Below are 25,503 nucleotides of genomic sequence, written 5' to 3'. Positions count from 1 at the left end.
GCGTCCTAGCCAGGCTGATCGGCCTCGGCCGCGCGCCCGACGATGAGGGTGTAGATGCGGCGATTGTCGGCGCGCAGGACCTGGAAGCTCAACCCGGCGATGCTGACCGTTTCATTGAACTGCGGAAGGCGCCCGAAGTGGTGCAGGATCAGTCCGCCAATGGTCTGAAAGCTCTCGTCAGCGAAGTGCGTGCCGAAGGTGGCGTCGAAGTCCTCGAGCGGCGTGTGTGCCTTGACCCGGTAGAGTCCGTTCTGGTCGAGCTGGATGTCGGGGTCGGCCTCGTCGAAGTCGTACTCGTCCTCGATCTCGCCGACGATCTGTTCGAGAACGTCCTCGATCGTGATCAGCCCGGCAATACCGGCGTACTCGTCGATGACGATCGCCATGTGGTTGCGCGAGACGCGGAACTCGCGCAGCAGGACATCGAGTCGCTTGAATTCGGGGATGAACACCGCTGGTCGGGCCCAGTCGCGCAGCGAGAACGGCGCGTCGCGCTCGACGCGCAGGAGGTCCTTGGCGAGCAGGATGCCGATGACGTTGTCGGGGCTGTCACAGATCACCGGGAAGCGCGAGTGGGCCGTGCTGTTCACCCGCTCGATGACCGTCTGCAGCGAGTCGCCGACGTCGACCACTTCCATCAGCGGCCGCGGCACCATGACGTCGCGCACGTGCATCTCCGACGCCGCCAGGGCGCCCTCGATGATGCCGAAAGCGTCGGCGTCGAGCAGCTTGCGCTGATGCGCCGAGTGTAGCAGCTGCATGAGCTGTTCGCGGTCCTCCGGCTCGCGCATGAGCAGCGAGGAAAGACGCTCGAGAAGGCCGGCCTTGCCGCCGGTACTGGCTGTTTCCATGATCACCTTCGTCAGGAATGAGGCGTCAGCGGCGATGCGGCGCCTGCCTGCACGCGCTCAGCGGCGCTGACGTATCATTGCTGCTCGCCGTATGGGTCGGCATGGCCGAGGACGGCGAGGATGCGGCGCTCCTCGGCTTCCATCAGCGCCGCCTGTTGCGCATCTCCCTCGTGGTCGTAACCGAGCAGGTGCAGCATGCCATGCACGACCAGGTGCGCGCAATGAGCGCGCAACGACTTGCCCTGCTCGTTCGCCTCGCGCCTGACGACCGGCGCGCAGAGGACGAGGTCGCCACGCAGCCGCGGTGCATCGTCGTAGGCGAACGAGAGGACGTTGGTTGCCCTGTCGCCGCCGCGATACTCGGCGTTGAGGCGTCGACCCTCGCCGGCGCCGACGAAGCGGACGGTGACCTCGCCGGCCATCGTTTCCCTGTCCGCCAGCGCCGCCCGCAGCCAGCGGCGGACGTGCTTGCGCCGCGGCAGCTGGCGCCGCTTGCCGGCATACTGCACCGTCAGCTGCCAGCCCCTAGCGCCGCTCTTCGCCATTGCCGACCGCTGCGGTGGTGGTGACGGCGAGCGCCGCGGTGTGCGCCTCGTAAGCTGAAACGATGCGTGCCACCAGCGGATGGCGCACGACATCGTCCTTGAGGAACTCGGTGAAGGCGATGCCGCGCACCTCGCGCAGGATCAGCCGTGCCTCGATCAGGCCGCTCTTCTGGCCGCGCTGCAGGTCGATCTGCGTCACGTCGCCGGTGACCACCGCCTTGGCACCGATGCCGATGCGGGTCAGGAACATCTTCATCTGCTCGGGGGTCGTGTTCTGCGCCTCGTCGAGGATGATGAAGGCGTGGTTCAGTGTGCGACCGCGCATGTACGCCAGCGGCGCGATCTCGATCGCGCCGCGCTCGAAAAGCTTGCCGACCCGCTCGAAGCCCATCAGGTCGTAGAGCGCATCGTAGAGCGGCCGCAGGTAGGGATCGACCTTCTGCGCCAGGTCGCCGGGCAGGAAGCCAAGACGCTCGCCGGCCTCGACCGCCGGCCGCGTCAGCACGATCCGCTGCACCAGTTCGCGCTCGAAGGCGTCGACCGCCGAGGCGACCGCGAGGTAGGTCTTGCCCGTGCCTGCCGGCCCGGTGCCGAAGGTGATGTCGTGCTCCTGGATGTTCTTCAGGTACTCGATCTGCCGTGGCGTCCGGCCATGCAGCTCGCTCTTGCGCGTCAGCAGCGCCGGCGAGACGCCGCCTGCCGACGAGATGTTGCGCACCGGGCGGTTGAGCAACTCGATCAGGCCGAGCTGGATTTCGTCCACCGACAGCGTCTCCTTGGCCTGCGCGTAGAAGCGCTGCAGCGCCGCCGAAGCGCGCTCCGTCTGGGCCGCTTCGCCACGCAGCGTGAAGCGCTCGCCGCGACGGGCGATCGACACGTCGAGGGCGGTCTCGATCTGGCGCAGGTTCTCGTCCAGAACTCCGCACAGGTTGGCTAGCTGTCGATTGTTGACCGGCGAGAGGAGGAGTTCGGTGACGCGGTTGCGCGGGGCGGCGCTGCTGTTCACAGGCATTCGGCTCGGTTGGTGATGATCTCGCCGCGCAGCGAGTGCGGCATCGCGGCCGTGATGCGCACGTCGATGAAGCGATCGAGGAGTCTGTCGGCGCTGCCGGCGAAGTTGACGACACGGTTGTTGTCGGTGCGCCCGGCCAGTTCGCTGCTGTCCTTCTTCGCCAACCCCTCGACGAGAACGCGCTGCACGCTGCCGACCATCGCCCGCGAGACTGCCTGCGCCAGTTCGTCGATTCGCTTCTGCAGGCGCAACAGCCGTTCCAGCTTGCGTTCCTGCGGCGTGTCGTCGCCCAGGTCGGCGGCCGGCGTACCGGGCCGCGCGCTGTAGATGAACGAGAACGATGCGTCGAAGCCGACATCGTCGATCAGCTTCATCGTTTTCTCGAAGTCGGCATCGGTTTCACCCGGGAAGCCGACGATGAAGTCGGAGGACAGCGCGAGGTCGGGGCGTGCGGCGCGCAGCCGCCGCACCAGGCTTTTGTACTCGAGAGCGGTGTAGCCCCGCTTCATCGCCGCGAGGACGCGGTCGGAGCCCGATTGCACCGGCAGGTGCAGATGCGAGACCAGCTTCGGCACGCGTGCATAGACCTCGATCAGCCGCGGCGACATCTCGCGCGGATGTGAGGTCGTGTAACGGATGCGTTCGATTCCGGGCATCTCGGCGATGTACTCGATGAGCAATGCCAGGTCGGCCGCGTCCTCGCCCGTCAGTGCCTGTCCGCCGCCCGCGAGGGCACCGCGGTAGGCGTTGACGTTCTGCCCAAGGAGGGTGACCTCCCTGACCCCCTGCGCCGCCAGATCGGCGACTTCGGTGAGGACGTCGTCGAAGGGCCGCGAGACCTCCTCGCCGCGCGTGTAGGGAACGATGCAGAACGAGCAGAACTTGCTGCAGCCCTCCATGATCGAGACGAAGGCCGAGGCGCCGTCGACGCGAGGCGGCGGCAGATGGTCGAACTTCTCGATTTCCGGGAACGAGATGTCGACCTGCGAGCGCCCCCGGCGGCGGCGCTCGGCGATCAGTTGCGGCAGCCGATGCAGGGTCTGTGGTCCGAAGACGACGTCGACGTAGGGGGCGCGGGCGACGATCGCCGCGCCCTCCTGGCTGGCGACGCAGCCGCCGACGCCGATCACCAGATCGGGTCGGGCCAGCTTCAACTGCCGCACCCGGCCGAGGTCGTGGAAGACGCGCTCCTGCGCCTTTTCGCGTACCGAGCAGGTATTGAAGAGGATGATGTCGGCGTCCTCGGCGGTATCGGTCCTGACGATGTCCTCGGACGCGCCGAGCACGTCGGCCATCTTGTCCGAGTCGTACTCGTTCATCTGGCACCCGAAGGTGCGGATGAACAGCTTTCTTGCCATTGTTCCCCGCTTGTTCTAGCGCTGGCGCGCCACCGCCGATTCGGTCGGCGTCAGCATCCAGACGCGGTGGATCGCGCCGTCGGCGTTGGTGACATAGACGACTTCGGTCGCCGTCTCGATCTGCATCGGCAGGACGATCAGGTTCTGCCGGTTGCGGATCTGGGCCGTCGGCGCGAGCGGCCACTGCTGCCCGTTGATGGTCAGGTAGCCGTCACCTGCGGGTGGCTGCATGACTCCCTTTCGCGCTTCGTCCGGCAGCGCGCGCGGCAAGCCGTACGCCTCCTGCGCGGCCGGCTGCTCGGCAGCCGGTTCCAGCGCCGCTTCGGCAACGGCGCTGAGGATTGACAACAGAAGGCTGGTCGGGAGGTCCATCGGGGCATTATAGACAAGGCGGCGCACAGGTGTCAGCTCTTTGTTGCGCCAGTCGCCCGGCTGCCGGCGGCCGTTGCCGCGGTCGCCCGGGCACCCATGCAGTACAATGGCGCTTTCGTTGCCGTACCACCTTTGAGAAAGGACGTCGCCGTGCTGGAAGCCTACCGTGCCCATGTTGCCGAGCGCGCTTTGCTTGGTATTCCGCCTCTGCCGCTGACTGCGAAACAGACCGAGGAACTCGTCGGCCTGCTGCAGAATCCGCCGCCGGGTGAAGAGGAGACCTTGCTCGAGCTGATCACCTACCGCGTCCCGGCCGGTGTCGACGATGCCGCCAAGGTCAAGGCCGAATTCCTCGCCCGCGTCGCCCAGGGCGACGCGGCGTGTGCGCTGATCTCGCCGCTCAAGGCGACCGAACTGCTCGGCACGATGCTCGGTGGCTACAACGTCAAGCCGCTGATCGATCTCCTCGCCGGCCCGACCGGTGAAGCGGCCGCCGCCGGACTGAAGAAGACCCTGCTCGTCTTCGACTATTTCCACGATGTCAAGGAACTCGCCGACCAGGGCAACGCCAACGCCAGGGCCGTGCTGCAGAGCTGGGCCGACGGCGAGTGGTTCACCTCGCGGCCGCCGGTGCCGGCGTCGCAGAAGCTGACGGTGTTCAAGGTCACCGGCGAAACCAACACCGACGACCTGTCGCCGGCCCCCGACGCCTGGTCGCGTCCGGACATCCCGCTGCATGCGCTGGCGATGCTCAAGAATCCGCGCCCCGGGATCGACCCCGACAAGCCGGGTGAGCGCGGCCCGATCAAGCAGCTCGAAGCGCTCGCCAGCAAGGGCAACCTGATCGCCTACGTCGGTGACGTCGTCGGCACGGGTTCGTCGCGCAAGTCGGCGACCAACTCGGTCCTCTGGTTCACCGGCGAGGACATCCCCTTTGTCCCGAACAAGCGTTTCGGCGGTGTCTGCCTCGGTTCGAAGATCGCGCCGATCTTCTTCAACACGATGGAAGACGCCGGTGCGCTGCCGGTGGAGATCGATTGCGGCCAGATGGACATGGGCGACGAGATCGAATTGCGGATCGACGCCGCCACCTCGAAGGTCAGCGCATTGAAGAACGGCACCGTGATCGCCGAGTCGCAACTGAAGACGCCGGTGATTCTCGACGAAGTGCGCGCCGGTGGCCGCATTCCGCTGATCGTCGGCCGCGGCCTCACGACTCGGGCGCGCGAGGCGCTCGGCCTGCCGCCGTCCACGTTGTTCACCCTGCCGCAGAATCCGGCCGACCCGGGCAGGGGCTACTCGCTGGCGCAGAAGATGGTCGGTCGCGCCTGCGGTCTGCCGGAAGGCAAGGGCGTCCTGCCCGGAACCTACTGCGAACCGCGGATGACCACCGTCGGCTCGCAGGACACCACCGGCCCGATGACGCGTGACGAACTGAAGGACCTGGCCTGCCTCGGCTTCTCGGCCGACATGGTGATGCAGTCCTTCTGCCACACCGCCGCCTATCCGAAGCTGGTCGACGTGCGCATGCACCGCGAGCTTCCCGGCTTCATCAGCACCCGCGGCGGCGTCGCGCTGCGTCCCGGCGACGGCGTCATCCACTCCTGGCTCAACCGCCTGCTGCTGCCCGACACCGTCGGCACCGGCGGCGACTCGCATACCCGCTTCCCGATCGGCATCTCGTTCCCCGCCGGTTCCGGTCTCGTCGCCTTCGCTGCCGCCACCGGCGTCATGCCGCTCGACATGCCGGAGTCGGTGCTGGTCCGCTTCAAGGGATCGCTCGCCGAAGCCGGCAAGCGCGGCGTCACGCTGCGCGACCTGGTCAACGCGATTCCTTACTACGCCATCCAGGCCGGCCTGCTGACGGTCGAGAAGAAGGGCAAGAAGAACGTCTTCTCGGGCCGCATCCTGGAGATCGAAGGGCTGCCGGATCTCAAGGTCGAGCAGGCCTTCGAGCTCTCGGATGCCGCCGCCGAGCGTTCCGCCGCTGCCTGCACGGTGGCGCTGAACAAGGAACCGATCATCGAGTACATGCGCTCGAACATCACGCTCATGAAATGGATGATCGCCAATGGCTACCAGGATGCGCGCACGCTCGGCCGCCGCATCAAGGCGATGGAAGCCTGGATCGCCAGCCCCGAGTTGCTGCGCGCCGACGCCGACGCGCAGTACGCGGCGGTGATCGAGATCGACCTCGCCGACGTGCTCGAACCGCTGGTTGCCTGCCCGAACGATCCGGACGACGTCAAGCTGCTCTCCGCGGTCGCCGGCGAGAAGATCGACGAGGTCTTCATCGGTTCGTGCATGACCAACATCGGCCACTTCCGTGCCGCCGGCAAGGTCCTCGAAGGCAAGACCGACATCCCGACCCGCCTGTGGATCGCGCCGCCGACGAAGATGGACGCGATGATCCTCAACGAGGAAGGCTATTACGCGATCCTCGGCAAGTCCGGCGCGCGCATGGAAATGCCTGGCTGTTCGCTGTGCATGGGCAACCAGGCACAGATCCGCAAGGGCAGCACGGCGATGTCGACCTCGACGCGCAACTTCCCGAACCGGCTCGGCATCGACACCAACGTCTACCTCGGTTCGGCCGAGCTCGCCGCCGTCTGCGCGCTGATGGGCCGCATCCCGACCCCAGGCGAGTACCTCGAGCAGGTGCAGGCGGTCAATGCCAAGGCGGCCGACGTCTATCGCTACATGAACTTCGACCAGATCAGGGAGTTCAGCGAGGTGGCGGACACGGTGACGGTGTAGGCGTCAACGCAGCGGCCGATCGAAGCGCCCCGCCGGGAAGACCGGCGGGGCGTCTTCTTTCCTGCGGCGGTGCAGCAGCCGGTTGCGGCGTACCCCGTCGGTGCTTGCGGGGTGCGTCGGCAGACCCTGCGGGCTGGCCGAGGGGCCGCTGCAGGGGGCCGCTGAAGGCGAATCAGGCGGCTGGCACCTCGCCGCCGAGGGCGGTCAGCAGGTCGGCGAGCAGTTGCGCAGCTTCGCCGGTCATCAGTGTGAAGTCGATGTCGAACCGTTCGTCGGCGTCGTCTGCCTGGCTCTCCGACTGCTCCTTGAGGATGTCGAGGAAGGCCAGCCGCTTGATCTGCAGCAGGTCGTTGAGAACGAAGGAGATGCGGTCGTTCCAGGTCATCGCCAGGCGGGTGACGACCTTGCCGTCGGCGATGTGCTGCCGGATCTCTTCGCCCTCGAGCGAGTGGTTGGCGTAGCGAACGCTCGCCTTCTCCGCCGAGCGCAGCTCGAGGTCCTGGTCGAGGGTGAAACCCGCCGGCGCTTCGCCTGCAGCGACCCAGCCGGTCATCGCCGCCGAAGGCGACTGCAGCGGCTTCACCACCTTCGCCGGCAGGCTGTCGAGCGAGCGCCGCAGGTGCTCGAGGACTTCCTCGGCCCTGGCCGGCGAAGCGGCATCTATGACCAGCCAGCCGTTGCCCCGGTCGATCCAGCCGAAGGTCGTGCGGCGGCGGACGAAGGCGCGCGGCAGCAGTTCGAGGGTCATCTGTTCCTGCAGTTCGCGCAGCTCGCGGCGGCCGATGCGACGCCCATCGACTTCCTCGATCTCCTTGGCGCGCTCGCCCGCCAGCCGCTTGACGATCGATGCCGGCAGCAGCTTCTCCTCGACCCCGAGAGCGATCAGCCACTGTTGGTTGACCGCATGCACCAGCGACCCGCCGTCGCGTGGCGCCACCCAGCCCAGGCTGCGCGGATCGGTGGTGCCGCAGCCCTGCAGCGGCAGCCGGGCAAGCTGTTGCTCGAAGCTCTCGGCTTCGACCGCCCAGCCCTGCGGCAGGCGGTAGAGTTGAAGGTTCTTGAACCACATCGGCTTGGGCCTGCAAAAAGCCCGGCATTATAGGTGGAAAGCTGCTGCTACGGCTTTCACCGTGGCGCGGACGAGGCCGGTCGCCGACCGGGCGCGCCTGCCGGCGGGGCGGGGCGGCGGCTGTGCTATCATGCGCAGTTCTTTCGCGCCCCGAGGACCTTTCCCGCCGTGCCCAACTGCGACCTGCACTGCCATTCCACCTGTTCGGACGGCCTTCTGGCGCCGGCGGAAGTGGTGCGTCGGGCAGCGGAGAATGGCGTCGACATGCTGGCCCTGACCGATCACGATGACATCGCCGGGTTGCCGCGGGCCCGCGCGGCGGCGGTCGAGGTCGGCCTGAGCCTGGTCAACGGGGTCGAGATCTCGATCGAGTGGGAGGGTTTGCAGATCCACGTCCTCGGCTTCGCCTTCGACGCCGCAGATGCCGCGCTCAACGCCGGGCTGCAGACGGTTCGCTGCGGCCGCATCGAGCGCGCCCGGCGGATGGCGGCCGAGCTCGGGAAGGTCGGTATCGACGGCTCTTTCGACGGCGCGATGCGCTTGGCCGCCAATCCGAACCTCGTCAGTCGGGCGCATTTCGGCCGCTACCTGGTCGAGCGCGGGGTGTGCAAGGATCTGCGCAGCGTCTTCGAGTCGTACCTGGTTCCCGGGCGGCCGGGCTATGTCGATCATCGCTGGGCCACCCTGGCCGACTCGCTGAAGTGGATTCATGGCGCCGCCGGGGTCGCGACGGTGGCGCATCCGGGGCGCTACAAGCTGTCACGCAGCGACATGCGGCGCTTCCTGGGCGAGTTCCGCGACCTCGGCGGACAGGCGATCGAGGTCATGTCGGGCAGTCACACGCCGGAGCACGTCGATCTCTATTCGCGACTGGCGCGGGAATACGGCTTCGCCGCCTCGCGCGGTTCCGATTTTCATGGCCCGGGCGAGAGCTACGTCGACCTCGGCCGGCTGCCGCCGCTGCCCGAGGGGCTGCGGCCCGTCTGGCAACTGTTCTGAGCGGGCCACATCCGACGATGGCGCAGTACGTCAGGATTCATCCCGACAACCCGCAGCAGCGGCTGCTGCACATGGCGGCCGAGGTCGTCCGTCGCGGCGGCGTGATCGCGCTGCCGACCGATTCGAGCTATGCGCTCGGCTGTCATCTCGGCGACAAGGCGGCCGTCGAGCGCATCCGCAGCCTGCGCGGCGTCGACGAGCGCCACCACCTGACGCTGATGTGCCGTGACCTGTCACAGATCGGCCAGTTCGCGCGCGTCGACAACGCCCGCTACCGTCTGCTCAAGGCGACGACTCCGGGCAGCTACACCTTCATTCTCGAAGGAACGCGCGAGTTGCCGCGGCGCGTGCTGCACCCGAAGCGCAAGACGATCGGCCTGCGCGTGCCGGCGCACACGGTCACCCTGGCACTGCTCGAGGAACTCGGCGAGCCGCTGCTCACCTCGACCCTGATCATTGCCGGCGACGACGGGCCGCTGACCGAGGGCTGGGAGATCCAGGACCGGCTCGAGACGCAGATCGACCTGATTCTCGATGCCGGTCGTTGCGGCGTCGAGCCGACGACCGTCGTCGATCTGACCGCGGCGATGCCGCTGCTGATTCGTGCAGGCCGCGGCGCGCTGGCGCCGTTCGGCCTCGACTGAGAGGAGACCATGGATTCCCTGATCCAGACGATCGCCATTGCCGCCTTGCCGGTGATCCTGGCGATCACGCTGCACGAGGCGGCGCACGGTTATGCCGCCCTGCATTTCGGCGATCCGACGGCGTGGCAGGAGGGCCGCATCACCGCCAACCCGCTGAAGCACATCGACCCGGTGGGGACGATCCTGGTGCCGGCGATCATTCTCCTGCTGTCGACCGGCGGCATCCTGTTCGGCTGGGCGAAGCCGGTGCCGGTGAACTTCGGCCGCCTGCGGCATCCGAAACGCGACATGCTGTGGGTGGCTGCGGCGGGGCCTGCGGCCAACCTCGCCATGCTGCTCTTCTGGGCGGCGCTGCTCAAGCTGGCCTGGCTGTTGCCGTTCAACTTCTTCAGCCTGCCGATGTCGCGCATGGCGGAGGTCGGCATGACGATCAACCTCGTGCTGATGGTGCTCAACCTGTTTCCGCTGCCGCCGCTCGATGGTGGTCGCATCGCCGTCAGCCTGTTGCCGCCGGCGGCCGCCTGGCGCTTTGCGCAGATCGAGCGCTTCGGTTTCCCGATCCTGCTGCTGTTGCTGTTCACCGGCATCCTCAGTTCGTTGCTGACGCCGGTGATGCAGCTCGTCGGCGGACTCGTTGGATTCCTTTTCCAACTTCCCTCCTGAGCGATGGCCGACAGAATGTACGCAGAAAGAGTCCTCTCCGGGATGCGCCCGACGGGCAGCCTGCATCTCGGTCACTACCACGGCGTGTTGAAGAACTGGGTCAGGCTGCAGCACGAGTATCCCTGCCTCTTCTTCGTTGCCGACTGGCACGCGCTGACGACCCAGTACGATGATCCGCACGGGATCGTCGGCGCCGCCCGCGACATGGTCATCGACTGGCTGGCTGCAGGCGTCGACCCGCGGCGGGCGATCATCTTCGTTCAGTCGAAGGTGCCGGAGCACGCCGAACTGCATCTGCTGCTGTCGATGATGACGCCGCTCGGCTGGCTCGAGCGCGTGCCAACCTACAAGGACCAGCAGGAGAAGCTCGAGCACAAGGATCTGTCGACCTATGGCTTCCTTGGCTACCCGCTCCTGCAGGCGGCCGACATTCTCATCTACCGTGCCGGCAAGGTCCCGGTCGGCGAGGATCAGGTGCCGCACATCGAGTTCTCGCGTGAGATCGCGCGCCGCTTCAACCACCTCTACGGTCGTGAGCCCGGTTTCGCGGAGAAGGTGCGCGAGGCACTGCAGAAGCTCGGCGCGAAGCGCGCGCGGCGTTATGAGGAACTGCGCACGCACTATCAGGAGCGCGGCGACCAGGCGGCGATCGAAGCCGCGCGGCGGCTGCTCGACGAGGTGCATGACCTGTCGCATGCCGATCGCGAGCGGCTGTGTGGCCATCTCGAGGGGACCGGCAAGATGATCCTGGTCGAGCCCGGCGCGCTGTTGACGGCGGCGGCCCGCATGCCCGGGCTGGACGGTCAGAAGATGTCCAAGTCCTACGGCAACACCATCACGCTGCGCGAGGATGCGACGTCGGTGACGCACAAGCTGCGCCGCATGCCGACCGATCCCGCGCGCGTCCGGCGCAGCGACCCCGGCGAACCGGACAACTGTCCGGTCTGGCAACTGCACCAGGTATATTCGGATGAAGACTGCCGGGCATGGGTGCAGCAGGGATGTCGCAGCGCTGGCATCGGCTGCCTCGACTGCAAGCAGCCGGTGATCGAGGGTATCCTGCGCGAGCAGGCGCCGATGCGCGAGCGCGCGCAGCCCTATCTCGACGACCCGCATCTGGTCAACGAGATCATTGCCGACGGCAACGGCCGCGCGCGTCATCTCGCCCGCGAAACGATGCGCGACGTGCGGCAGGCGCTGGGGCTGGATTACATCTGAATGGCGCCGCCGGCTCCGGAGCAGCGATGAACGATGCTCTTGTCGTCGCCGAGGGCACGGCCGCGGCAGCGGCGGAGATGGCGAGTCCGCTGGCGAGAATCTACGGCGAGCCGCTGGCGGAACTGCCGCACGACCTCTACATCCCGCCGGATGCGATGGCGGTCATGCTCGACGCCTTCGAGGGGCCGCTCGATCTGCTCCTGTACTTGATCCGCAAGGCCAACGTGAACGTGCTCGACATTCCGATGGCGCCGCTGACCGACCAATATCTGCTCTACGTCGAAGCGATGCGGACACGCAATCTCGAACTGGCCGCCGACTATCTGGTGATGGCGGCGATGCTGATCGAGATCAAGTCGCGCATGCTGCTGCCGCGGCCGAAGGCGCCGGCCGGCGACGAGGTCGAGGATCCGCGTGCCGAACTGGTGCGGCGCCTCATCGAGTACGAGCAGATGAAGCGCGCGGCACATGCCATCAATGAGCTGCCGCAGGCCGAGCGTGATTTCGACTGGGTCGAGGTGTGGGTCGAGAAGAGCCTGCGGCGGCGCCTGCCGGAGGTCAGCGTCACGGACCTGCAGAACGCCTGGCGGGGCATCCTGCAACAGGCGAGACTGCACACGCATCATCTGGTGCAGCGCGAGGAACTCTCGGTGCGCGAACACATGGGAGCCATTCTGCGTCGCCTGCGGGCTGCAGGCGGTTTCGTCGATTTCGTCGATCTCTTCGACGCGACTCTGGGCGCGCCGGTGCTGGTCGTTCATTTCCTCGCCCTGCTCGAGCTGGCGCGTGAGCGCCTGCTGGAAATGACGCAGGCGGAGCCTTTTGCGCCGATCTATCTGCGCTTGGTCGATGTTCACGATGGTGCCTGACAGGGCAGCCGGCGCAGGCCTGCCGGGCACTGCCGAGGAACTCAAGCGGGTGCTCGAGGCGGTCCTGCTGAGTGCCAGGGAGCCGCTCTCGCTGCCCGAGCTGCGCAAGGTCTTCAATGACGAAATCACCGCCGAAATGCTGCGTTCGCTGCTCGACGAACTGCGTCGCGAGTGGCAGGGGCGGCCGCTCGAGCTGCTGTCGGTGGCGAGCGGCTGGCGTTTCCGCACGCGCGCGGAGTTCATGCCCTATCTCGAACGGCTGCATCCGGAGAAGCCACCGCGCTACTCGCGCGCGGTCCTCGAGACGCTGGCGATCATCGCCTACCGGCAGCCGGTGACCCGGGGCGATATCGAGGACATCCGTGGCGTCACGGTCGCGACGCAGGTCATCCGGGTGCTCGAGGAACGCGGCTGGGTCGATGTCGTCGGCCACCGCGATACCCCCGGGAGGCCGGCGCTGCTGGCGACGACGAAGAAGTTCCTCGACGACCTCGGTCTGCGCAGCCTCGCCGAGCTGCCGGCGCTCGAACAGATCAACCCCACTCTGGACCTCTCCGATGCCCAACGACAAACGCCGGCCGCCGGCTGATCCCGCTCGTCCGCCACGCTCTTCACGGGGCGCGGCAGCACCGCGGCGTCCGCTGGCGGCAAGCCCGCAACCGTCGGCCGCCGCGGTTGCTGCCGGCAGTCGGTCGACCGGGAGAGACGCGCGGTCGACCGACGCGCCGCGCCGCAGCCCGGGTGCGGAGCCGGTCGGCAAGCCCGAGCGCCTGCACAAGCTGCTCGCCAACAGCGGTCTGGGGTCGCGGCGCGAGATGGAAGAGTTGATCGCTGCAGGTCGCATCACGGTCAATGGTGAGCCGGCGCAGGTCGGCCAGTCGGTCAGTCCCGGTGATCGCGTCAAGATCGGCGGCAAGCTGGTGCGGCTGCGGTCTGCCGACCGCGTGCCGCGGGTGCTCCTCTATCACAAGCCGGAAGGCGAGATCGTCTCGCGCAACGATCCGCAGCATCGGCCGAGCGTGTTCACTTCGCTGCCGCGAATGGCGGCCGGTCGCTGGGTGGCCGTCGGGCGTCTCGACTTCAACACCAGCGGGCTGCTGTTGTTGACCACTTCCGGCGATCTCGCCAACCGCCTGATGCACCCGCGCTATCAGCTGCTGCGCGAGTACGCCGTGCGCATCCTCGGCGATCTGCCAGACGCGGCAAGGCAACGCCTGCTCGAAGGCGTCGAACTCGAGGATGGGCTGGCAAGGTTCAACAGCTTCCAGGAGGCAGGCGGCGAGGGCGCCAACCGCTGGTACCGCGTTTCCCTCTTCGAGGGTCGCAATCGCGAAGTGCGACGGATGTTCGAGGCCGTCGGCGTGGTCGTCAGTCGCCTGATACGCGTTCGCTACGGTCCCTTCGTGCTGCCGCCCGGCCTAAAGCGCGGCCGGGTGGAGGAACTGGCCGAGCCCCTGGTGCGGCAACTGCTCGTCGATTTCGGCATGGCACCGGCGGGGCCGCGGCGTCCGCCACCGCGGTCGCGGGCAGGCTGATCGATTCTGGTCATTCTCCCGCGGCCGCGGGCCGATTTACCCGCGCTGGTTTTTGCGTTATAATCCAACGGTTTTCCGCTCGCCCCTTCTGGGGGCATCTAACCGGGGATGGGCTTTTCGCCCATTTTTTGTTTGCAGCCATGGATGTGCACGAAATACTTGAGAAGACGGTGACTGGTCTCGGCTACGAGCTGGTCGATATCGAGCGCAGCCCGCGCGGGCGCGTCCTGCGTGTGTTCATCGACAGGCCCGAGAGGCCACGCGGCGTAGATGTCGAGGACTGTGCCCTGGTCAGCAATCACCTCTCGCGCGTGCTGGCGGTCGAGGATGTGGACTACGACCGGCTGGAAGTCTCGTCACCCGGTCTGGACCGGCTGCTGAAGAAGGCGTCCGACTTCGAGCGCTTCGCCGGGGCCGAGATCACGCTGAAGTTGCGCCTGCCGTCGAGCGGCAGGCGCAACTTCAGCGGCACGCTGGGCGGCGTCAGCGACGGCAAGGTCCGCCTGCGGACGGACGCGGGCGACATGGATGTCGAGCTGGACAACATTGACCGGGCACGTCTGGTGCCCAGATTCGAAACAATGAAATCGGGCGGGAAGCCGGTCTAGGAGGTAATGAGGAAATGAGCCGCGAGATCTTGCTGCTGGTCGATGTGCTGGCGCGCGAAAAGAACGTGACCCGGGACATCGTCTTTGGCGCGCTCGAACTGGCGCTGGCGTCGGCGACCAAGAAGCGTGTCCATGACGATGCCAACGTGCGGGTCGCAGTCGACCGCGAGACCGGCGACTTCGAAACCTTTCGTCGTTGGGAAGTCGTGGCTGATGCCGACTTCCTCGACGAGGAGCAGCAGGTGCCGTTGTCGGAAGCCCAGACCCAGGATCCGGAGGTCGAGGTGGGCGACTATCTCGAGGAAGCGCTGGAGCCGATCGACTTCGGCCGCATCGGCGCGCAGGCGGCGAAGCAGGTGATCCTGCAGAAGATTCGCGACGCCGAGCGGGAGCAGATCCTGAGCGACTTCCTGGCGCGCAAGGAGCACCTCGTCTCCGGCACGATCAAGCGCATGGAGCGCGGCAACGCGATCGTCGAAACCGGCAAGATGGAAGCGCTGCTGCCGCGTGACCAGATGATTCCGCGCGAGAACCTGCGCATCGGTGATCGCGTCAAGGCCTTCCTGTTGCGGATCGACCGCTCGGCGCGCGGGCCGCAGCTGATCCTGTCGCGTACGGCACCCGAGTTCATTATCCAGCTCTTTGCACTCGAGGTGCCCGAAGTCGATGACGGGCTGCTCGAGATCAAGGCAGCGGCGCGCGACCCCGGCATGCGCGCCAAGATCGCGGTGAAATCCAACGACCAGCGCATCGATCCGATCGGCACCTGTGTCGGCATGCGTGGCTCGCGGGTGACGGCGGTGACCAACGAGCTGGCGGGTGAACGGGTCGACATCGTCCTCTGGTCGGCGGATCCGGCACAGTTCGTGGTGGGCGCACTGGCGCCGGCCGAGGTCAGCTCGATCGTCGTCGATGAGGAAAAGCACAGCATGGACGTGGTGGTCGACGAACAGAATCTGGCGATCGCCATCGGTCGCGGCGGCCAGAACGTTCGCCTCGCCTCCGAGTTGACCGGCTGGACGATCAACCTGATGACCGAGGAAGAGTCGAAGACCCTGGTCGAGGCCGAGGCGGCAGCGATTCGTGTTCTCTTCATGGAGAAGCTCGATGTCGACGAAGAAGTGGCGAACATCCTCATCGAGGAGGGCTTCTCGACCCTCGAGGAGGTGGCCTACGTGCCTCTGCACGAAATGCTCGAGATCGAGGCATTCGACGAGGCGACGGTGCAGGAACTGCGCGAACGGGCGCGCAACGTCCTGCTGACCGAGGCGATCGCCACCGAGGAGACGCTCGCCGAAGTGGCCGACGATCTGCTCGGTCTCGACGGAATGGACAAGACGCTGGCCGGCAAACTCGCGGGTAGCGGTGTCAAGACGCGCGACGACCTGGCCGACCTGGCCGTCGATGAACTCGTCGAGATCACCGGCATCGACCTGCAGAGGGCCACACAACTGATCACCACGGCGCGTGCGCACTGGTTCGAGTAAGCGGGAAAGAGGAGTACAAATGGCGCAAACAAGTGTTTCCCAATTCGCCAGCCAGCTGCGAATGCCGGCTGGTTCGCTGCTCGAGCAGTTGCAGAAGGCGGGGGTCGCCAAGAAGCATCTGGATGACGTGCTGTCGGAGCAGGACAAGTCGAGACTTCTCGAGTACTTGCGACGTTCGCACGGACCGGTCGAGGCCAAGACCAAGATCACGCTGACGCGCAAGGAAACCTCCGAGATTCGGCAGCAGGACTCGCATGGCAAGTCGCACACGGTGCAGGTCGAGGTGCGCAAGAAGCGCGTCCTGGTCAAGCGCGATGTCGCCGATGCGAGCACCAGGCAGGCGCCGACGGCGGTGGCCGAGCCCGCCGTGCCGGTCGCCGAGCCAGTCGTTGAACCGGTGGCCGAGCGTGTCGTCGAGTTGCCACCGGAGCCGGTCGTCGAGGTGGCGGCCGAGCCGGCGCCGCCGGTGCAGGTTGCCGAGCCGGAGCCGGTGCTGCCTGCGCCGCCGGCAGCACCGGTCGGTGAGCAGCCGAAGGTGGAATCCGTGGCGACGGAAGTCAGGCCGGGTGCCAAGAAGGTGGTGACGCGCGCCTCGATCATTGGCGAGGAGCAGCAGCGGCTGCGCGCCGAGGAGGAGCGTCGGCATGCCGAGTTGCGGGCGCGGCAGGAGGCGGAGTTCAAGAGCAAGCAGCAGCGCAGCGCCGATCTCGTGCGGCTGAAGCAGGAGGCCGAAGAAAAGGCGGTGGCGGCGAAGGCAGCCGGTGCGGCCAAGGTGGCCGCGGCGCAGACAGCGAGCGATCGGCCGCCCGAGGACAAGACCTTGCACAAGCCGGCCGCGAAGGCGGGGACGACCGACAAGAAGGCGGCCGACAAGAAGGCACCGGAGAAGAAGGCGGCCGACAAGAAGGGGCCGTGGAAGAGCGAAGGCGCGAACAAGCGCCCCGGTCTGAAGACTCGCGGTGCGACCGGCGGGACCGGCTGGCGTGACACCAAGCACGGCAAGCGGACCGGCCGTGGCGGCGGCGACGACGATGGCGAGCATTCATTCCAGTTGCCGGTCGAGCCGGTGATCCATCAGGTGTACGTGCCGGAGACCATTTCCGTTGCCGAGCTGGCGCACAAGATGGCGATCAAGGCGACCGAGGTGATCAAGGCGCTGATGAAGATGGGCTCGATGGTGACCATCAACCAGGTTCTCGATCAGGAAACGGCGATGATCATCGTCGAGGAAATGGGTCACAAGGCTTTCGCCGCCAAGCTCGACGACCCGGACGCGTTCCTCGACGAGAGCACGGTCGATCAGAAGGACGTCGCCCTCGAGCCACGCGCGCCGGTGGTCACGGTCATGGGTCATGTGGATCATGGCAAGACGTCGCTGCTCGACTACATCCGCCGCACGCGCGTCGCCAGCGGCGAGGCGGGTGGCATCACGCAGCACATCGGCGCCTATCACGTCGAGACCGAACGTGGCATGGTGACCTTTCTCGATACACCCGGTCACGAGGCCTTCACGGCCATGCGGGCGCGCGGCGCCAAGGCCACCGACCTAGTGATTCTGGTGGTGGCCGCCGACGATGGCGTGATGCCGCAGACTCGCGAGGCGATCAACCATGCCAAGGCGGCCGGCGTACCGATGGTCGTCGCGGTGAACAAGATCGACAAGCCGGGGGCGCAGCCGGACCGGGTGAAACAGGAACTCGTGGCCGAGCAGGTGGTGCCTGAGGAGTACGGCGGCGAGACGCCGTTCGTCGCGGTATCCGCGAAGACCGGTGCCGGCATCGACGAACTGCTCGAGAATGTTCTGCTGCAGGCTGAGGTTCTCGAACTCAAGGCGCCCCGCCAGGCGCCGGCGAAAGGGTTGATCATCGAGGCCCGCCTGGATCGCGGCCGTGGTCCGGTGGCGACGATGCTGGTGCTTTCGGGAACCCTGCACCAGGGCGATGTCCTGCTTGCGGGGCAGGTCTTCGGGCGGGTGCGGGCGATGCTTGACGAGAACGGCAAGGTGATCAAGGAGGCAGGGCCATCGATCCCGGTCGAGATCCTCGGTCTCTCCGATGTCCCGGCTGCGGGACAGGAAGCGGTCGTCCTGGGGGACGAGCGCAAGGCGCGCGAGATCGCTCTGTTCCGCCAGGGCAAGTATCGCGATGTCAAGCTGGCGACCAAGCAGGCAGCCAGCCTCGAGAGCATTCTCGAGCAGATGACCGAGGCCGAGGCGAAGGTCCTGGCGCTGATCATCAAGGCCGATGTCCAGGGTTCGCAGGAGGCGCTGGTGCAGTCGCTGCAGAAGCTGTCGACCGGTGAGGTCAAGGTCAACGTCATCCACGCCGCGGTCGGCGCAATCAGCGAGTCGGACGTACACCTGGCACAGGCGTCGAAGGCGGTGATCATCGGCTTCAACACACGCGCCGATGCCGGTGCCCGCAAGGCGGCGGAAGCCGCCGGGGTCGACATCCGCTACTACAACATCATCTACGATGCGGTGGATGAGGTGAAGGCGGCTCTGTCGGGCATGCTGGCGCCCGAGAAGCGGGAGGAGATCACCGGCCTGATCGAGATCAGGCAGGTATTCCGCGCCACCCGGATCGGCACGATCGCCGGCTGCTACGTTCTCGAGGGCGTCGTCAAGCGGAGTTCGCGTGCGCGCCTGCTGCGCAACCACATCGTCCTCTGGGACGGCGAGATCGAGTCGCTGAAGCGTTTCAAGGAGGATGTCCGGGAGGTGCGCAGCGGCTTCGAGTGCGGTCTGTCGCTGAAGAACTTCAGCGGCTACGTCGAGGGCGACCAGGTCGAGGTCTACGACGTCACGGAAGTCGCGAGGACGCTCTGAGTGGCCGGCAGCAGGAGTTTTTCCCGCCGCGAGCGGGTTGCCGAGCAGATTCGTCGCGAGCTCGCCGACCTGATCCACAGCGAGCTGCGCGATCCGCGGGTCGGCATGGTCAGCCTGACGGAAGTCGCCGTCAGTGCCGATTACGCGCACGCCAAGGTCTACTTCAGCAGTCTGTCCGGAAGCGACCATCTCGACTCGGTGATGGCCGGTCTGGAACATGCGGCCGGCTTCCTGCGCACTGAGCTCGGCAAGCGGATCAGCATCCACATGACGCCGCAGCTGCATTTCGTGTTCGATCAGTCGCTTGAACGCGGCGCGCAGCTCTCGCGCCTGATCAGCGAGGCGGCGGCGATCTCCGACCACGGCGAGCATCCCGAGCAACCAGACCACCCCGAGCGTCCCGAGCGCTCCTGAAGTGACGGCGCGAAAGAGCTGGCGCCGCGTGGACGGCGTGCTGCTGCTCGACAAGCCAACCGGCATGACCTCGAATGCTGCGCTGCAGGCCGCACGCCGCCTCTATTCGGCTGCCAAGGCCGGACATACCGGGACCCTCGACCCGCTCGCCAGCGGCCTGTTGCCGTTGTGCTTCGGAGAGGCGACCAAGTTCTCGACGGATCTGCTGGCAGCCGACAAGAGCTACGAGTGCGAAATCGTTTTCGGCATCAGCACCGACACCGGCGATGCCGACGGCCGCATCCTGACGCGTTCCCCGGTGGGCTTTTCTGCCGCCGACCTCGAGCTTGCCCTGGAAGGATTTCGTGGTCCGATTCGGCAGGTGCCGCCGATGTACTCGGCGTTGAAGCGGGCGGGGCGGCCGCTGCACGAGCTGGCACGTCAGGGTATCGAGGTCGAGCGCGCGCCGCGCGAGGTCTGCATCCACGAGCTGCGACTGGACGATTTTTCGCCTGGTCGCTGCAGCCTGCTGGTTCGCTGCAGCAAGGGAACCTATGTGCGCAGTCTGGCCATGGACCTGGGTGTCGCTCTCGGCTGCGGCGCGCATCTCGGCGCTCTGCGCCGCGTCGCCGTCGGCTCGCTGCAGATTGACGATGCCGTCTCGCTCGATGTGCTGGCAACGCTGGCCGAGGAGAGGCGCCAGGGCTGCCTCCTGCCTGCCGATGCGTTGCTGCAGAGCCTGCCCCGCGTGCTGCTCGACGAGGCCGGTGGCGAGCGCTTCCTGCACGGCAACCGCGTCGCCGTCGGCGCGACGGCCGGCCGCTGTCGGGTTTACTCCGGTAGCCGCCTGCTCGGTCTCGGCGAGGTCGACGCCGACGGCAGCCTGCAGCCGCGGCGTGTGCTGGGCGGACTGGACAAGTAGCCGGCGCTGCCGGCTACCGGCCGACGCGGCGTCCTGGTCGCGTTGCCCGCTTCAGTCGCTGCTGATCCGACCGTCGACCAGGTCGAGCCGCCGCATGGCGGGCAGCTCGATGACGTCGCGGTCGTGACAGGCGATGATCGCCGTCGTCCCGGCGTCGCCGAAGGTGCGCAGCAACTCGATGGTCTGTCGCCGCGAGTCGGCATCGAGGCTGGCCGTCGGTTCGTCGAGCAGCAGCAGCCTCGGCCGCAGCACCCACGCCCGGGCCAGCGCCAGCCGCTGCTTCTCGCCGCCGGAGAGCCGGGCTGGCGGCGTAGCCAGCAGGTGGCACAGGCGGGCCCAGGAGAGTGCCTCATCGACCCGTCGCTCGCGCTCGGCGCGGGGAACGCCACGCGCGCGCAGCCCATAGGTGACGTTGTCGATGACGCTGCTGTGGAAGAGGTAGGGTTGCTGATGCACGTAGGTGACCTGCTTTCGCAGCCAGTCGGGGTAGGGATGCCAGCCAAACGGCCGCCCGTCGAAGCAGCCAGTGCCGCCGTCCGGGGCATCGATGCCGGCAAGAATTCGCAGCAGGGTGGACTTGCCACTGCCGTTCTCACCCGTCAGGACACAGCTTTCGCCAGCCGACAGGCTGAGTTCGTCGATCGCCAGCAGTCGCCGGTGCGCCAGCGACCTGACGAGCGCGCGCACGGTGAGCAGGCTCATCGGCGCGCTTCGCCCTGAAAGAAGGCGAAGGCCGAATTGACTACCAGCGCGACGAGCAGCAGGACGATGCCGAGGGCGATGCCCTGCGCGAAGTCGCCCTTGCTGGTCTCGAGCGCGATGGCGGTCGGCATGTTGCGCGTCACGCCGGCAATGTTGCCACCGACCATCAGCGCGCAGCCGATCTCCGAGACGATGCGGCCGAAGGCGCTGCAGATTGCAGCCATCAGCGCAAAGCGCACCTCGAGCAGCAGCGTCCACGCAATTCGTGGCGCAGAAGCGCCGAGCGCCAGCGCCGTCTCGCGGGCGCGCGGATCGGCGCCCTGGATTGCCGAGAGCGAGAAGGCGATGAGGACTGGCAGCGCGATCAGAACCTGGCCGATGATCATCGCCGTCTGGGTGAACAACAAATGCAACTCGCCGAATACCCCTTGGCGCGACAGCAGCAGGTAGAGGATCAGGCCGACGACGACAGTGGGTGATGCCAGCAGACCCTGGATGAGGACGATCAGCAGCCGCCGGCCGGGAAAGAGAACGGTCGCCAGCAGGTAGCCGGCGGCGATGCCGAGTGGCGTCGCCACCAGCAGCGCCCGCAGAGTCACCGACAGTGACACGCCGACGATGCCCCATAGTTCGGGATCACCAGAGACGAGCAGCAGCAAGGCGGACCGGGTGGCTTCCAGGAGTCCCACGCGGCGACCCTCAGTTGCCGGCCGCGACGAAGAACGACTGCTCGCCCTGCGGGCGGAAAGCGCTGATCGCGGCACGGCCGGCGTGGCCGGTCAGCCACTCGATCAGTGCCAGCGCGCCGGCGTGGTTGACCAGCGGATGGTTGCGCGGGTTGACGGCGATGACGCCGTAGGGATTGAACATCCTGCGGTCACCCTGGAAGACGATGTCGAGACCGGTGCGCGCGCCGTAGGTGGCATGCGTGGCGCGATCCGACAGCGTGTAGGCCTGCATCTCTCCCGCCATCATCAACACCTCGCCCATGCCGAGCCCGGCCGAGACGTACCATGGCCTGCCGCTGACCGGCATCGCCAGAAGCTGCCAGTAGCTCTTCTCCATGCGATCGGTTCCCGAATCGTCGCCGCGCGATACGAAACGGGCCTGGCTGTCGGCGATCCGCCGGAAGGCGTCGAGCACGTCGCCGCTGCGGCGGACGCCCGCCGGATCGCCGCGCGGCCCGAGAAGAACGAAATCGTTGTACATCACATCGCGCCGCCCGACACCGTGGCCGGCGGCAACGAAGGCGTCCTCGGCGCGTCGGTCATGCACGAGGACGACATCGACATCGCCATTCTGCGCCAGCTTGAGCGCCTTGCCGCTGCCGACCGCGATGACGTGGACGCGCATGCCATGCTGGCGCTCGAACTGCGGCAGGATGGCCCGCAGCAGTCCCGAGTTGTCCGTGCTGGTGGTCGTCGCGAGCCGCAGCACGTCGGCCGCAAGAACCGGCAGCCAGCTGCTGGCAAGCAGGCAGCCCGTCAGCAGGAGTCGCAGCACACGCAATGATGTCCGATCCATCTCCGTCGCCCTCAGCCCGGGACACGGCCAGTCGAAGCGGTGGCCGCTTGACCGGCAGTCTAGCGGCAAAGTGGCCGGCGACCAAACCCACGCACGCGTCCGCGCCGTGCCAGGTACCGCGGCGACGAGCCGGCAGCGGCGGCTGTCGCCGTTGCGCAGCCCGGTGAGGCAGCTCTTTCGTTCGCCCGGCGCAGTCGCGACAGCGGTCGCAGAAAGCGCTTGCGCAGCCGGCATCAGGGTCTAGACTGATCTGGGGCAAGGGTTTTCCTCGAGCCCGGAACTGAGCAAGGAGAGCGACGATGAACGGGAAGTGGATTCACATCTGCGTTGCGGCGGCGACTGCCGGAGCACTCGCCGGCAGCGCCATTGCGGCCGAGCGTCTGGATATCGGCAAGCGGGAGTACGAGGCCAATTGTGTCGCCTGTCACGGCCCCAAGGGCAAGGGGGATGGCCCGTTCAACGAGTTCCTGCGCGTGAAAACGCCCGATCTGACCGTACTGACCAGGAACAACGGCGGTCTTTTCCCGGTGAATAGGGTACTCGAGGCGATCGACGGTCGCGCCCTCGTCAAGGGGCATGGAACCCGTGAGATGCCGATCTGGGGAGACGTCTACGATGCCCAGGCGCAGCCGCAGTTCGACGATTACGGGTACAACGCCAAGCTCTTCGTCTGGGCAAGGACGCTGGCGCTGGTCGATTACCTGAGCCGACTGCAGGTCAAGTAAGAGTCGCTGCGCAAGCACGAGGGCCCGGCTCATGCGGAGTTCTGGCGCATGCAGGTTCGGTGACTGACATTCCATTGAGGAAGCGCGGTCGAAGTGTCGCCAGGAAATCGGCCCGAGTGGATCCCGCTGTCAGCAGCGGTTCGGCCGGCTGCGGCCAAACGGGCAGCGGGAGATGGCATGAAGAAAATGTGTGTATGGCTGCTGATGGCATTGGGTCTTGGCGGGTGTGCAAGCGAGGTCACTCGTCACCCGGTTGATTTGTCGCGAGCGAGGCAGCCGCCCGACAAGTCGTTTGTCGCTTCGCAAACGGTCATGCTGCGGCTCGATTCCGGCTACGATCGGAGCATACGAGCTGGTACCGAGTTCGTGGATGTCGGCGGAATTGCGCAGGGAGACATACTGAAACCTACGAACGCCAATTTCACCGTCGAGGGTGCGCACATGCACGAGGCTTACCTCGTCGTGAAGATGGGGCGCATCGTAGGTTTCTATCTCCCGGTCGAGAAGTCGTTTTCGCCGTTATCGACTTCAGTCGCCCTGCCACTTGAGATCAAGGAGTTTCCGAAATGAAGGTAAACCGCCTGTGTGTCAGTCTATTGTTGCCGATCGTATTGGCGGCCTGTGCTACGGGACCCAAGCTCTCGGAAATGGGATCATCGATTCCGACGCTCAGTCCGGAGCAAGGGCGAATCTATTTCTATCGCAGTGGCAGTGCCTTTGGCGCGGCGGTCCAGCCATCGATCCTGTTGAACGGGATCGTGGTCGGTGAATCGAAGCCAGGTGGATTCTTCTTTGTGGACCAGGCTGCCGGCAACAAGGAGGTAAGCACGTCGACCGAGGTTGAGAAGAAGCTGTCCTTCACGCTTGATCCAGGTCAGACAAGGTACGTGCGGACCGTCATTGGCATCGGCCTCTTTGTCGGACGGGTGTACCCGGAACTCGTAGACGACGCGACTGGGCAGAAGGAACTTGAAGAAGCGAGCTACATCGGGCCGCCGCCGGGACAGGGGGCGAAAGCCGAGGCCAAAGCGCAATAGAGATGGCGTGCATTCGTGCTGGACTTCCTGACGGAGCGTGCGAAGGGGGAGGGAGACAACCGGACTTGCCTCCAGGGCAGATGGCCACGAACCATGGGTTTTGGAAGCTTCGAGTGACAGCGTTCCACGCTACGGCGGCTGCTGGCGGTCGCCGTGGCGGCGGCTTGGCCCGTCAACGCCCGACCCGGTGATCCACCACTGCTGGTGCCTTGACAGCACCGGGCAGGACTCGACCCGGCGTGCGCCCTGCAGCGCTCGATACTGCAATGCAGTAGAATCGCCACCATGCTCTATCCGCTCCTACGCCAGTTCCTTTTCGCGCTTGATCCGGAAGTGGCGCACGGCATCGGCATGGCGGGCGTCGACCTGCTGCGGGCAACCGGCACGAGTTGTCTGCTGGCGAATCCGGTGCCACCTGATCCCGTGGCGGTCATGGGACTCAGCTTTCCCAATCCCGTTGGCCTGGCCGCCGGGCTCGACAAGAACGGCGAGCACATCGATGCGCTGGCGGCGCTGGGCTTCGGCTTCATCGAAGTCGGGACGGTCACCCCGCGTCCGCAGCCGGGAAATCCTCGGCCACGGATGTTCCGGATTCCCGAGCGGCAGGCGATCATCAATCGCATGGGTTTCAACAACGATGGCGTCGACAGGCTGCTGGCCAACGTCGCAACGGCGCGCTTCCCGCGCCAGGGGGGGGTCCTCGGCATCAACATCGGCAAGAATTTCGATACGCCGATCGACCGCGCAGCGGATGATTACCTGGTCTGCCTCGAACGGGTCTATGCGGCCGCCAGTTATGTCGCGGTCAACATATCGAGCCCGAATACCGTGAACCTGCGCGCACTGCAGCAGGATACGGCGCTCGATGCGCTGCTCGGCAGCCTCAAGGCGGCACAGTCGAGGCTCGCCGACCAGCATGGCCGCTACGTCCCACTGGCACTGAAGATCGCTCCCGACCTCGACGAGACGCAGGTACGGGCGATTGCCGACCTGCTTCGCAGGCACCGCATCGATGCCGTCATCGCCACCAACACCACGGTGATGCGAGTCGGGGTCGAGGGGATGCCGCATGCCGACGAAACAGGCGGTCTGTCGGGGGCGCCGCTGCTCGCGTTGTCGACCGCCGTCGTCAGGCAACTGACGGTGGCGCTGGCCGGTGAACTGCCGATCATCGGCGTCGGCGGCATCATGAGCGGCGCCGACGCGGCCGCGAGGATCGCCGCCGGCGCCTGCCTGGTGCAGTTCTACACCGGTTTCATCTACCGCGGACCGAAGCTCGTCGGCGAGGCGGCTGCGGCGATTGCCCGGCAACGGCAGGCATGAGCAACGATGACGGCATCGCGCATGTGGTTGAATGCGCTCTGGCGACGGGCGATAATCTCGCGG

The 25,503-nt window shown here is 66.6% G+C and carries 26 protein-coding genes; 17 read left to right on the top strand and 9 right to left on the bottom strand.

From position 1 onward, the window contains the following. Window positions 1–5: 5 nt before the first annotated feature. The 5 genes from HT579_20550 to HT579_20530 form a co-directional block, all read right to left on the bottom strand. Window positions 6–791: a CBS domain-containing protein gene (locus tag HT579_20550; GenBank protein ID QKS31741.1), complete on the bottom strand. Its 786-nt coding sequence runs from the start codon at window positions 789–791 to the stop codon at window positions 6–8. Window positions 792–925: 134 nt separating this feature from the next. Beyond that, window positions 926–1,396: an rRNA maturation RNase YbeY gene (ybeY, locus tag HT579_20545; protein QKS31103.1), complete on the bottom strand. Its 471-nt coding sequence runs from the start codon at window positions 1,394–1,396 to the stop codon at window positions 926–928. Further along, window positions 1,377–2,408, bottom strand: a complete 1,032-nt coding sequence (locus HT579_20540; protein ID QKS31102.1) for a PhoH family protein — start codon at window positions 2,406–2,408, stop codon at window positions 1,377–1,379. Before HT579_20540 ends, ybeY begins: the two co-directional genes overlap by 20 nt. Beyond that, a complete protein-coding gene (gene miaB, locus HT579_20535; protein ID QKS31101.1) occupies window positions 2,399–3,766 on the bottom strand; it encodes a tRNA (N6-isopentenyl adenosine(37)-C2)-methylthiotransferase MiaB in 1,368 nt (455 codons plus the stop codon). Before miaB ends, HT579_20540 begins: the two co-directional genes overlap by 10 nt. Before the next feature lie 15 nt (window positions 3,767–3,781). After that, window positions 3,782–4,138: a hypothetical protein gene (locus HT579_20530; protein QKS31100.1), complete on the bottom strand. Its 357-nt coding sequence runs from the start codon at window positions 4,136–4,138 to the stop codon at window positions 3,782–3,784. A gap of 150 nt (window positions 4,139–4,288) precedes the next feature. Between HT579_20530 and HT579_20525 the strand changes: the two genes are divergently transcribed. Next, on the top strand, window positions 4,289–6,895 hold the full coding sequence (locus HT579_20525) for a bifunctional aconitate hydratase 2/2-methylisocitrate dehydratase (protein ID QKS31099.1): 2,607 nt from the start codon (window positions 4,289–4,291) through the stop codon (window positions 6,893–6,895). Window positions 6,896–7,067: 172 nt separating this feature from the next. On the opposite strand, the gene HT579_20520 is transcribed toward HT579_20525, so the two are convergent. Continuing rightward, window positions 7,068–7,964 (bottom strand): recombination-associated protein RdgC, encoded by an 897-nt coding sequence (locus HT579_20520; protein ID QKS31098.1) that lies wholly within the window; start codon window positions 7,962–7,964, stop codon window positions 7,068–7,070. 168 nt (window positions 7,965–8,132) lie between these two features. On the opposite strand from HT579_20520, the gene HT579_20515 reads away from it, so the two are divergent. From HT579_20515 to truB, 12 genes are all read left to right on the top strand, one after another. Further along, window positions 8,133–8,963 (top strand): PHP domain-containing protein, encoded by an 831-nt coding sequence (locus tag HT579_20515; GenBank protein QKS31097.1) that lies wholly within the window; start codon window positions 8,133–8,135, stop codon window positions 8,961–8,963. A gap of 17 nt (window positions 8,964–8,980) precedes the next feature. Then, window positions 8,981–9,607: a threonylcarbamoyl-AMP synthase gene (locus HT579_20510; protein QKS31096.1), complete on the top strand. Its 627-nt coding sequence runs from the start codon at window positions 8,981–8,983 to the stop codon at window positions 9,605–9,607. A gap of 9 nt (window positions 9,608–9,616) precedes the next feature. Continuing rightward, a complete protein-coding gene (locus HT579_20505) occupies window positions 9,617–10,270 on the top strand; it encodes a site-2 protease family protein (protein QKS31095.1) in 654 nt (217 codons plus the stop codon). Window positions 10,271–10,285: 15 nt separating this feature from the next. Further along, window positions 10,286–11,488 (top strand): tryptophan--tRNA ligase, encoded by a 1,203-nt coding sequence (locus tag HT579_20500; protein QKS31094.1) that lies wholly within the window; start codon window positions 10,286–10,288, stop codon window positions 11,486–11,488. A 26-nt stretch (window positions 11,489–11,514) separates the two neighbouring features. Beyond that, window positions 11,515–12,357 (top strand): segregation/condensation protein A, encoded by an 843-nt coding sequence (locus tag HT579_20495; GenBank protein ID QKS31093.1) that lies wholly within the window; start codon window positions 11,515–11,517, stop codon window positions 12,355–12,357. Beyond that, window positions 12,347–12,946 carry an SMC-Scp complex subunit ScpB gene (gene scpB, locus HT579_20490; GenBank protein QKS31092.1) on the top strand — a complete coding sequence of 200 codons (600 nt, stop codon included), beginning with the start codon at window positions 12,347–12,349 and terminating at the stop codon, window positions 12,944–12,946. Before HT579_20495 ends, scpB begins: the two co-directional genes overlap by 11 nt. Continuing rightward, a complete protein-coding gene (locus HT579_20485) occupies window positions 12,915–13,892 on the top strand; it encodes a pseudouridine synthase (protein ID QKS31091.1) in 978 nt (325 codons plus the stop codon). The genes scpB and HT579_20485 overlap by 32 nt, the downstream gene beginning before the upstream one ends. Window positions 13,893–14,032: 140 nt before the next feature. Next, window positions 14,033–14,500 carry a ribosome maturation factor RimP gene (gene rimP, locus HT579_20480; protein ID QKS31090.1) on the top strand — a complete coding sequence of 156 codons (468 nt, stop codon included), beginning with the start codon at window positions 14,033–14,035 and terminating at the stop codon, window positions 14,498–14,500. Window positions 14,501–14,514: 14 nt separating this feature from the next. After that, a complete protein-coding gene (gene nusA / locus HT579_20475) occupies window positions 14,515–15,987 on the top strand; it encodes a transcription termination/antitermination protein NusA (protein QKS31089.1) in 1,473 nt (490 codons plus the stop codon). A 19-nt stretch (window positions 15,988–16,006) separates the two neighbouring features. Continuing rightward, complete coding sequence (gene infB / locus HT579_20470; protein QKS31088.1) at window positions 16,007–18,814, top strand: translation initiation factor IF-2; 2,808 nt, start codon at window positions 16,007–16,009, stop codon at window positions 18,812–18,814. Beyond that, the gene (gene rbfA, locus HT579_20465; protein ID QKS31087.1) at window positions 18,815–19,228 is read left to right on the top strand and encodes a 30S ribosome-binding factor RbfA; all 414 of its coding nucleotides are present in this window, start codon (window positions 18,815–18,817) and stop codon (window positions 19,226–19,228) included. A gap of 1 nt (window position 19,229) precedes the next feature. After that, a complete protein-coding gene (truB, locus tag HT579_20460; protein ID QKS31086.1) occupies window positions 19,230–20,129 on the top strand; it encodes a tRNA pseudouridine(55) synthase TruB in 900 nt (299 codons plus the stop codon). A 51-nt stretch (window positions 20,130–20,180) separates the two neighbouring features. On the opposite strand, the gene HT579_20455 is transcribed toward truB, so the two are convergent. The 3 genes from HT579_20455 to HT579_20445 are packed head-to-tail and all read right to left on the bottom strand — an operon-like array spanning window position 20,181 to window position 22,355. Then, window positions 20,181–20,831: an energy-coupling factor ABC transporter ATP-binding protein gene (locus tag HT579_20455; protein ID QKS31085.1), complete on the bottom strand. Its 651-nt coding sequence runs from the start codon at window positions 20,829–20,831 to the stop codon at window positions 20,181–20,183. Next, window positions 20,828–21,520: an ABC transporter permease gene (locus HT579_20450; protein QKS31084.1), complete on the bottom strand. Its 693-nt coding sequence runs from the start codon at window positions 21,518–21,520 to the stop codon at window positions 20,828–20,830. The genes HT579_20455 and HT579_20450 overlap by 4 nt, the downstream gene beginning before the upstream one ends. 10 nt (window positions 21,521–21,530) lie before the next feature. Further along, entirely contained in the window at window positions 21,531–22,355 is an 825-nt protein-coding gene (locus tag HT579_20445) for a substrate-binding domain-containing protein (protein ID QKS31083.1), read from the bottom strand. A 299-nt stretch (window positions 22,356–22,654) separates the two neighbouring features. Here HT579_20445 and HT579_20440 point away from each other — a divergent pair, with 299 nt between their 5' ends. The 4 genes from HT579_20440 to HT579_20425 all read left to right on the top strand — a co-directional run bounded on the left by HT579_20440 (window position 22,655) and on the right by HT579_20425 (window position 25,440). Further along, window positions 22,655–23,080, top strand: coding sequence for a c-type cytochrome (locus HT579_20440; GenBank protein QKS31082.1), 426 nt, complete (start codon window positions 22,655–22,657; stop codon window positions 23,078–23,080). Between the two features lie 177 nt (window positions 23,081–23,257). After that, entirely contained in the window at window positions 23,258–23,650 is a 393-nt protein-coding gene (locus tag HT579_20435) for a hypothetical protein (GenBank protein ID QKS31081.1), read from the top strand. Further along, window positions 23,647–24,117 (top strand): DUF2846 domain-containing protein, encoded by a 471-nt coding sequence (locus tag HT579_20430; GenBank protein ID QKS31080.1) that lies wholly within the window; start codon window positions 23,647–23,649, stop codon window positions 24,115–24,117. Before HT579_20435 ends, HT579_20430 begins: the two co-directional genes overlap by 4 nt. Window positions 24,118–24,402: 285 nt before the next feature. Further along, on the top strand, window positions 24,403–25,440 hold the full coding sequence (locus HT579_20425; protein ID QKS31079.1) for a quinone-dependent dihydroorotate dehydrogenase: 1,038 nt from the start codon (window positions 24,403–24,405) through the stop codon (window positions 25,438–25,440). Window positions 25,441–25,503: the final 63 nt, after the last annotated feature.

Source organism: Candidatus Accumulibacter similis, assembly GCA_013347225.1.
In the GTDB taxonomy this organism is placed as follows: Bacteria; Pseudomonadota; Gammaproteobacteria; order Burkholderiales; family Rhodocyclaceae; genus Accumulibacter; species Accumulibacter similis.
This window is presented reverse-complemented; position numbering and strand designations above follow the sequence as displayed.

Excerpts from the sequence above, each read along its gene's own strand:
- ybeY (QKS31103.1), bottom strand. The coding sequence starts at position 1,396 with ATGGCGAAGAGCGGCGCTAGGGGCTGGCAGCTGACGGTGCAGTATGCC.
- HT579_20505 (QKS31095.1), top strand. The coding sequence starts at position 9,617 with ATGGATTCCCTGATCCAGACGATCGCCATTGCCGCCTTGCCGGTGATC.
- HT579_20495 (QKS31093.1), top strand. The coding sequence starts at position 11,515 with ATGAACGATGCTCTTGTCGTCGCCGAGGGCACGGCCGCGGCAGCGGCG.
- nusA (QKS31089.1), top strand. The coding sequence starts at position 14,515 with ATGAGCCGCGAGATCTTGCTGCTGGTCGATGTGCTGGCGCGCGAAAAG.
- infB (QKS31088.1), top strand. The coding sequence starts at position 16,007 with ATGGCGCAAACAAGTGTTTCCCAATTCGCCAGCCAGCTGCGAATGCCG.
- HT579_20430 (QKS31080.1), top strand. The coding sequence starts at position 23,647 with ATGAAGGTAAACCGCCTGTGTGTCAGTCTATTGTTGCCGATCGTATTG.
- HT579_20485 (QKS31091.1), top strand. The coding sequence starts at position 12,915 with ATGCCCAACGACAAACGCCGGCCGCCGGCTGATCCCGCTCGTCCGCCA.
- miaB (QKS31101.1), bottom strand. The coding sequence starts at position 3,766 with ATGGCAAGAAAGCTGTTCATCCGCACCTTCGGGTGCCAGATGAACGAG.
- scpB (QKS31092.1), top strand. The coding sequence starts at position 12,347 with ATGGTGCCTGACAGGGCAGCCGGCGCAGGCCTGCCGGGCACTGCCGAG.
- HT579_20425 (QKS31079.1), top strand. The coding sequence starts at position 24,403 with ATGCTCTATCCGCTCCTACGCCAGTTCCTTTTCGCGCTTGATCCGGAA.
- HT579_20550 (QKS31741.1), bottom strand. The coding sequence starts at position 791 with ATGCGCGAGCCGGAGGACCGCGAACAGCTCATGCAGCTGCTACACTCG.
- HT579_20500 (QKS31094.1), top strand. The coding sequence starts at position 10,286 with ATGTACGCAGAAAGAGTCCTCTCCGGGATGCGCCCGACGGGCAGCCTG.
- rimP (QKS31090.1), top strand. The coding sequence starts at position 14,033 with ATGGATGTGCACGAAATACTTGAGAAGACGGTGACTGGTCTCGGCTAC.
- HT579_20455 (QKS31085.1), bottom strand. The coding sequence starts at position 20,831 with ATGAGCCTGCTCACCGTGCGCGCGCTCGTCAGGTCGCTGGCGCACCGG.
- HT579_20540 (QKS31102.1), bottom strand. The coding sequence starts at position 2,408 with ATGCCTGTGAACAGCAGCGCCGCCCCGCGCAACCGCGTCACCGAACTC.
- HT579_20445 (QKS31083.1), bottom strand. The coding sequence starts at position 22,355 with ATGGATCGGACATCATTGCGTGTGCTGCGACTCCTGCTGACGGGCTGC.
- HT579_20520 (QKS31098.1), bottom strand. The coding sequence starts at position 7,964 with ATGTGGTTCAAGAACCTTCAACTCTACCGCCTGCCGCAGGGCTGGGCG.
- HT579_20440 (QKS31082.1), top strand. The coding sequence starts at position 22,655 with ATGAACGGGAAGTGGATTCACATCTGCGTTGCGGCGGCGACTGCCGGA.
- HT579_20510 (QKS31096.1), top strand. The coding sequence starts at position 8,981 with ATGGCGCAGTACGTCAGGATTCATCCCGACAACCCGCAGCAGCGGCTG.
- HT579_20530 (QKS31100.1), bottom strand. The coding sequence starts at position 4,138 with ATGGACCTCCCGACCAGCCTTCTGTTGTCAATCCTCAGCGCCGTTGCC.
- HT579_20435 (QKS31081.1), top strand. The coding sequence starts at position 23,258 with ATGAAGAAAATGTGTGTATGGCTGCTGATGGCATTGGGTCTTGGCGGG.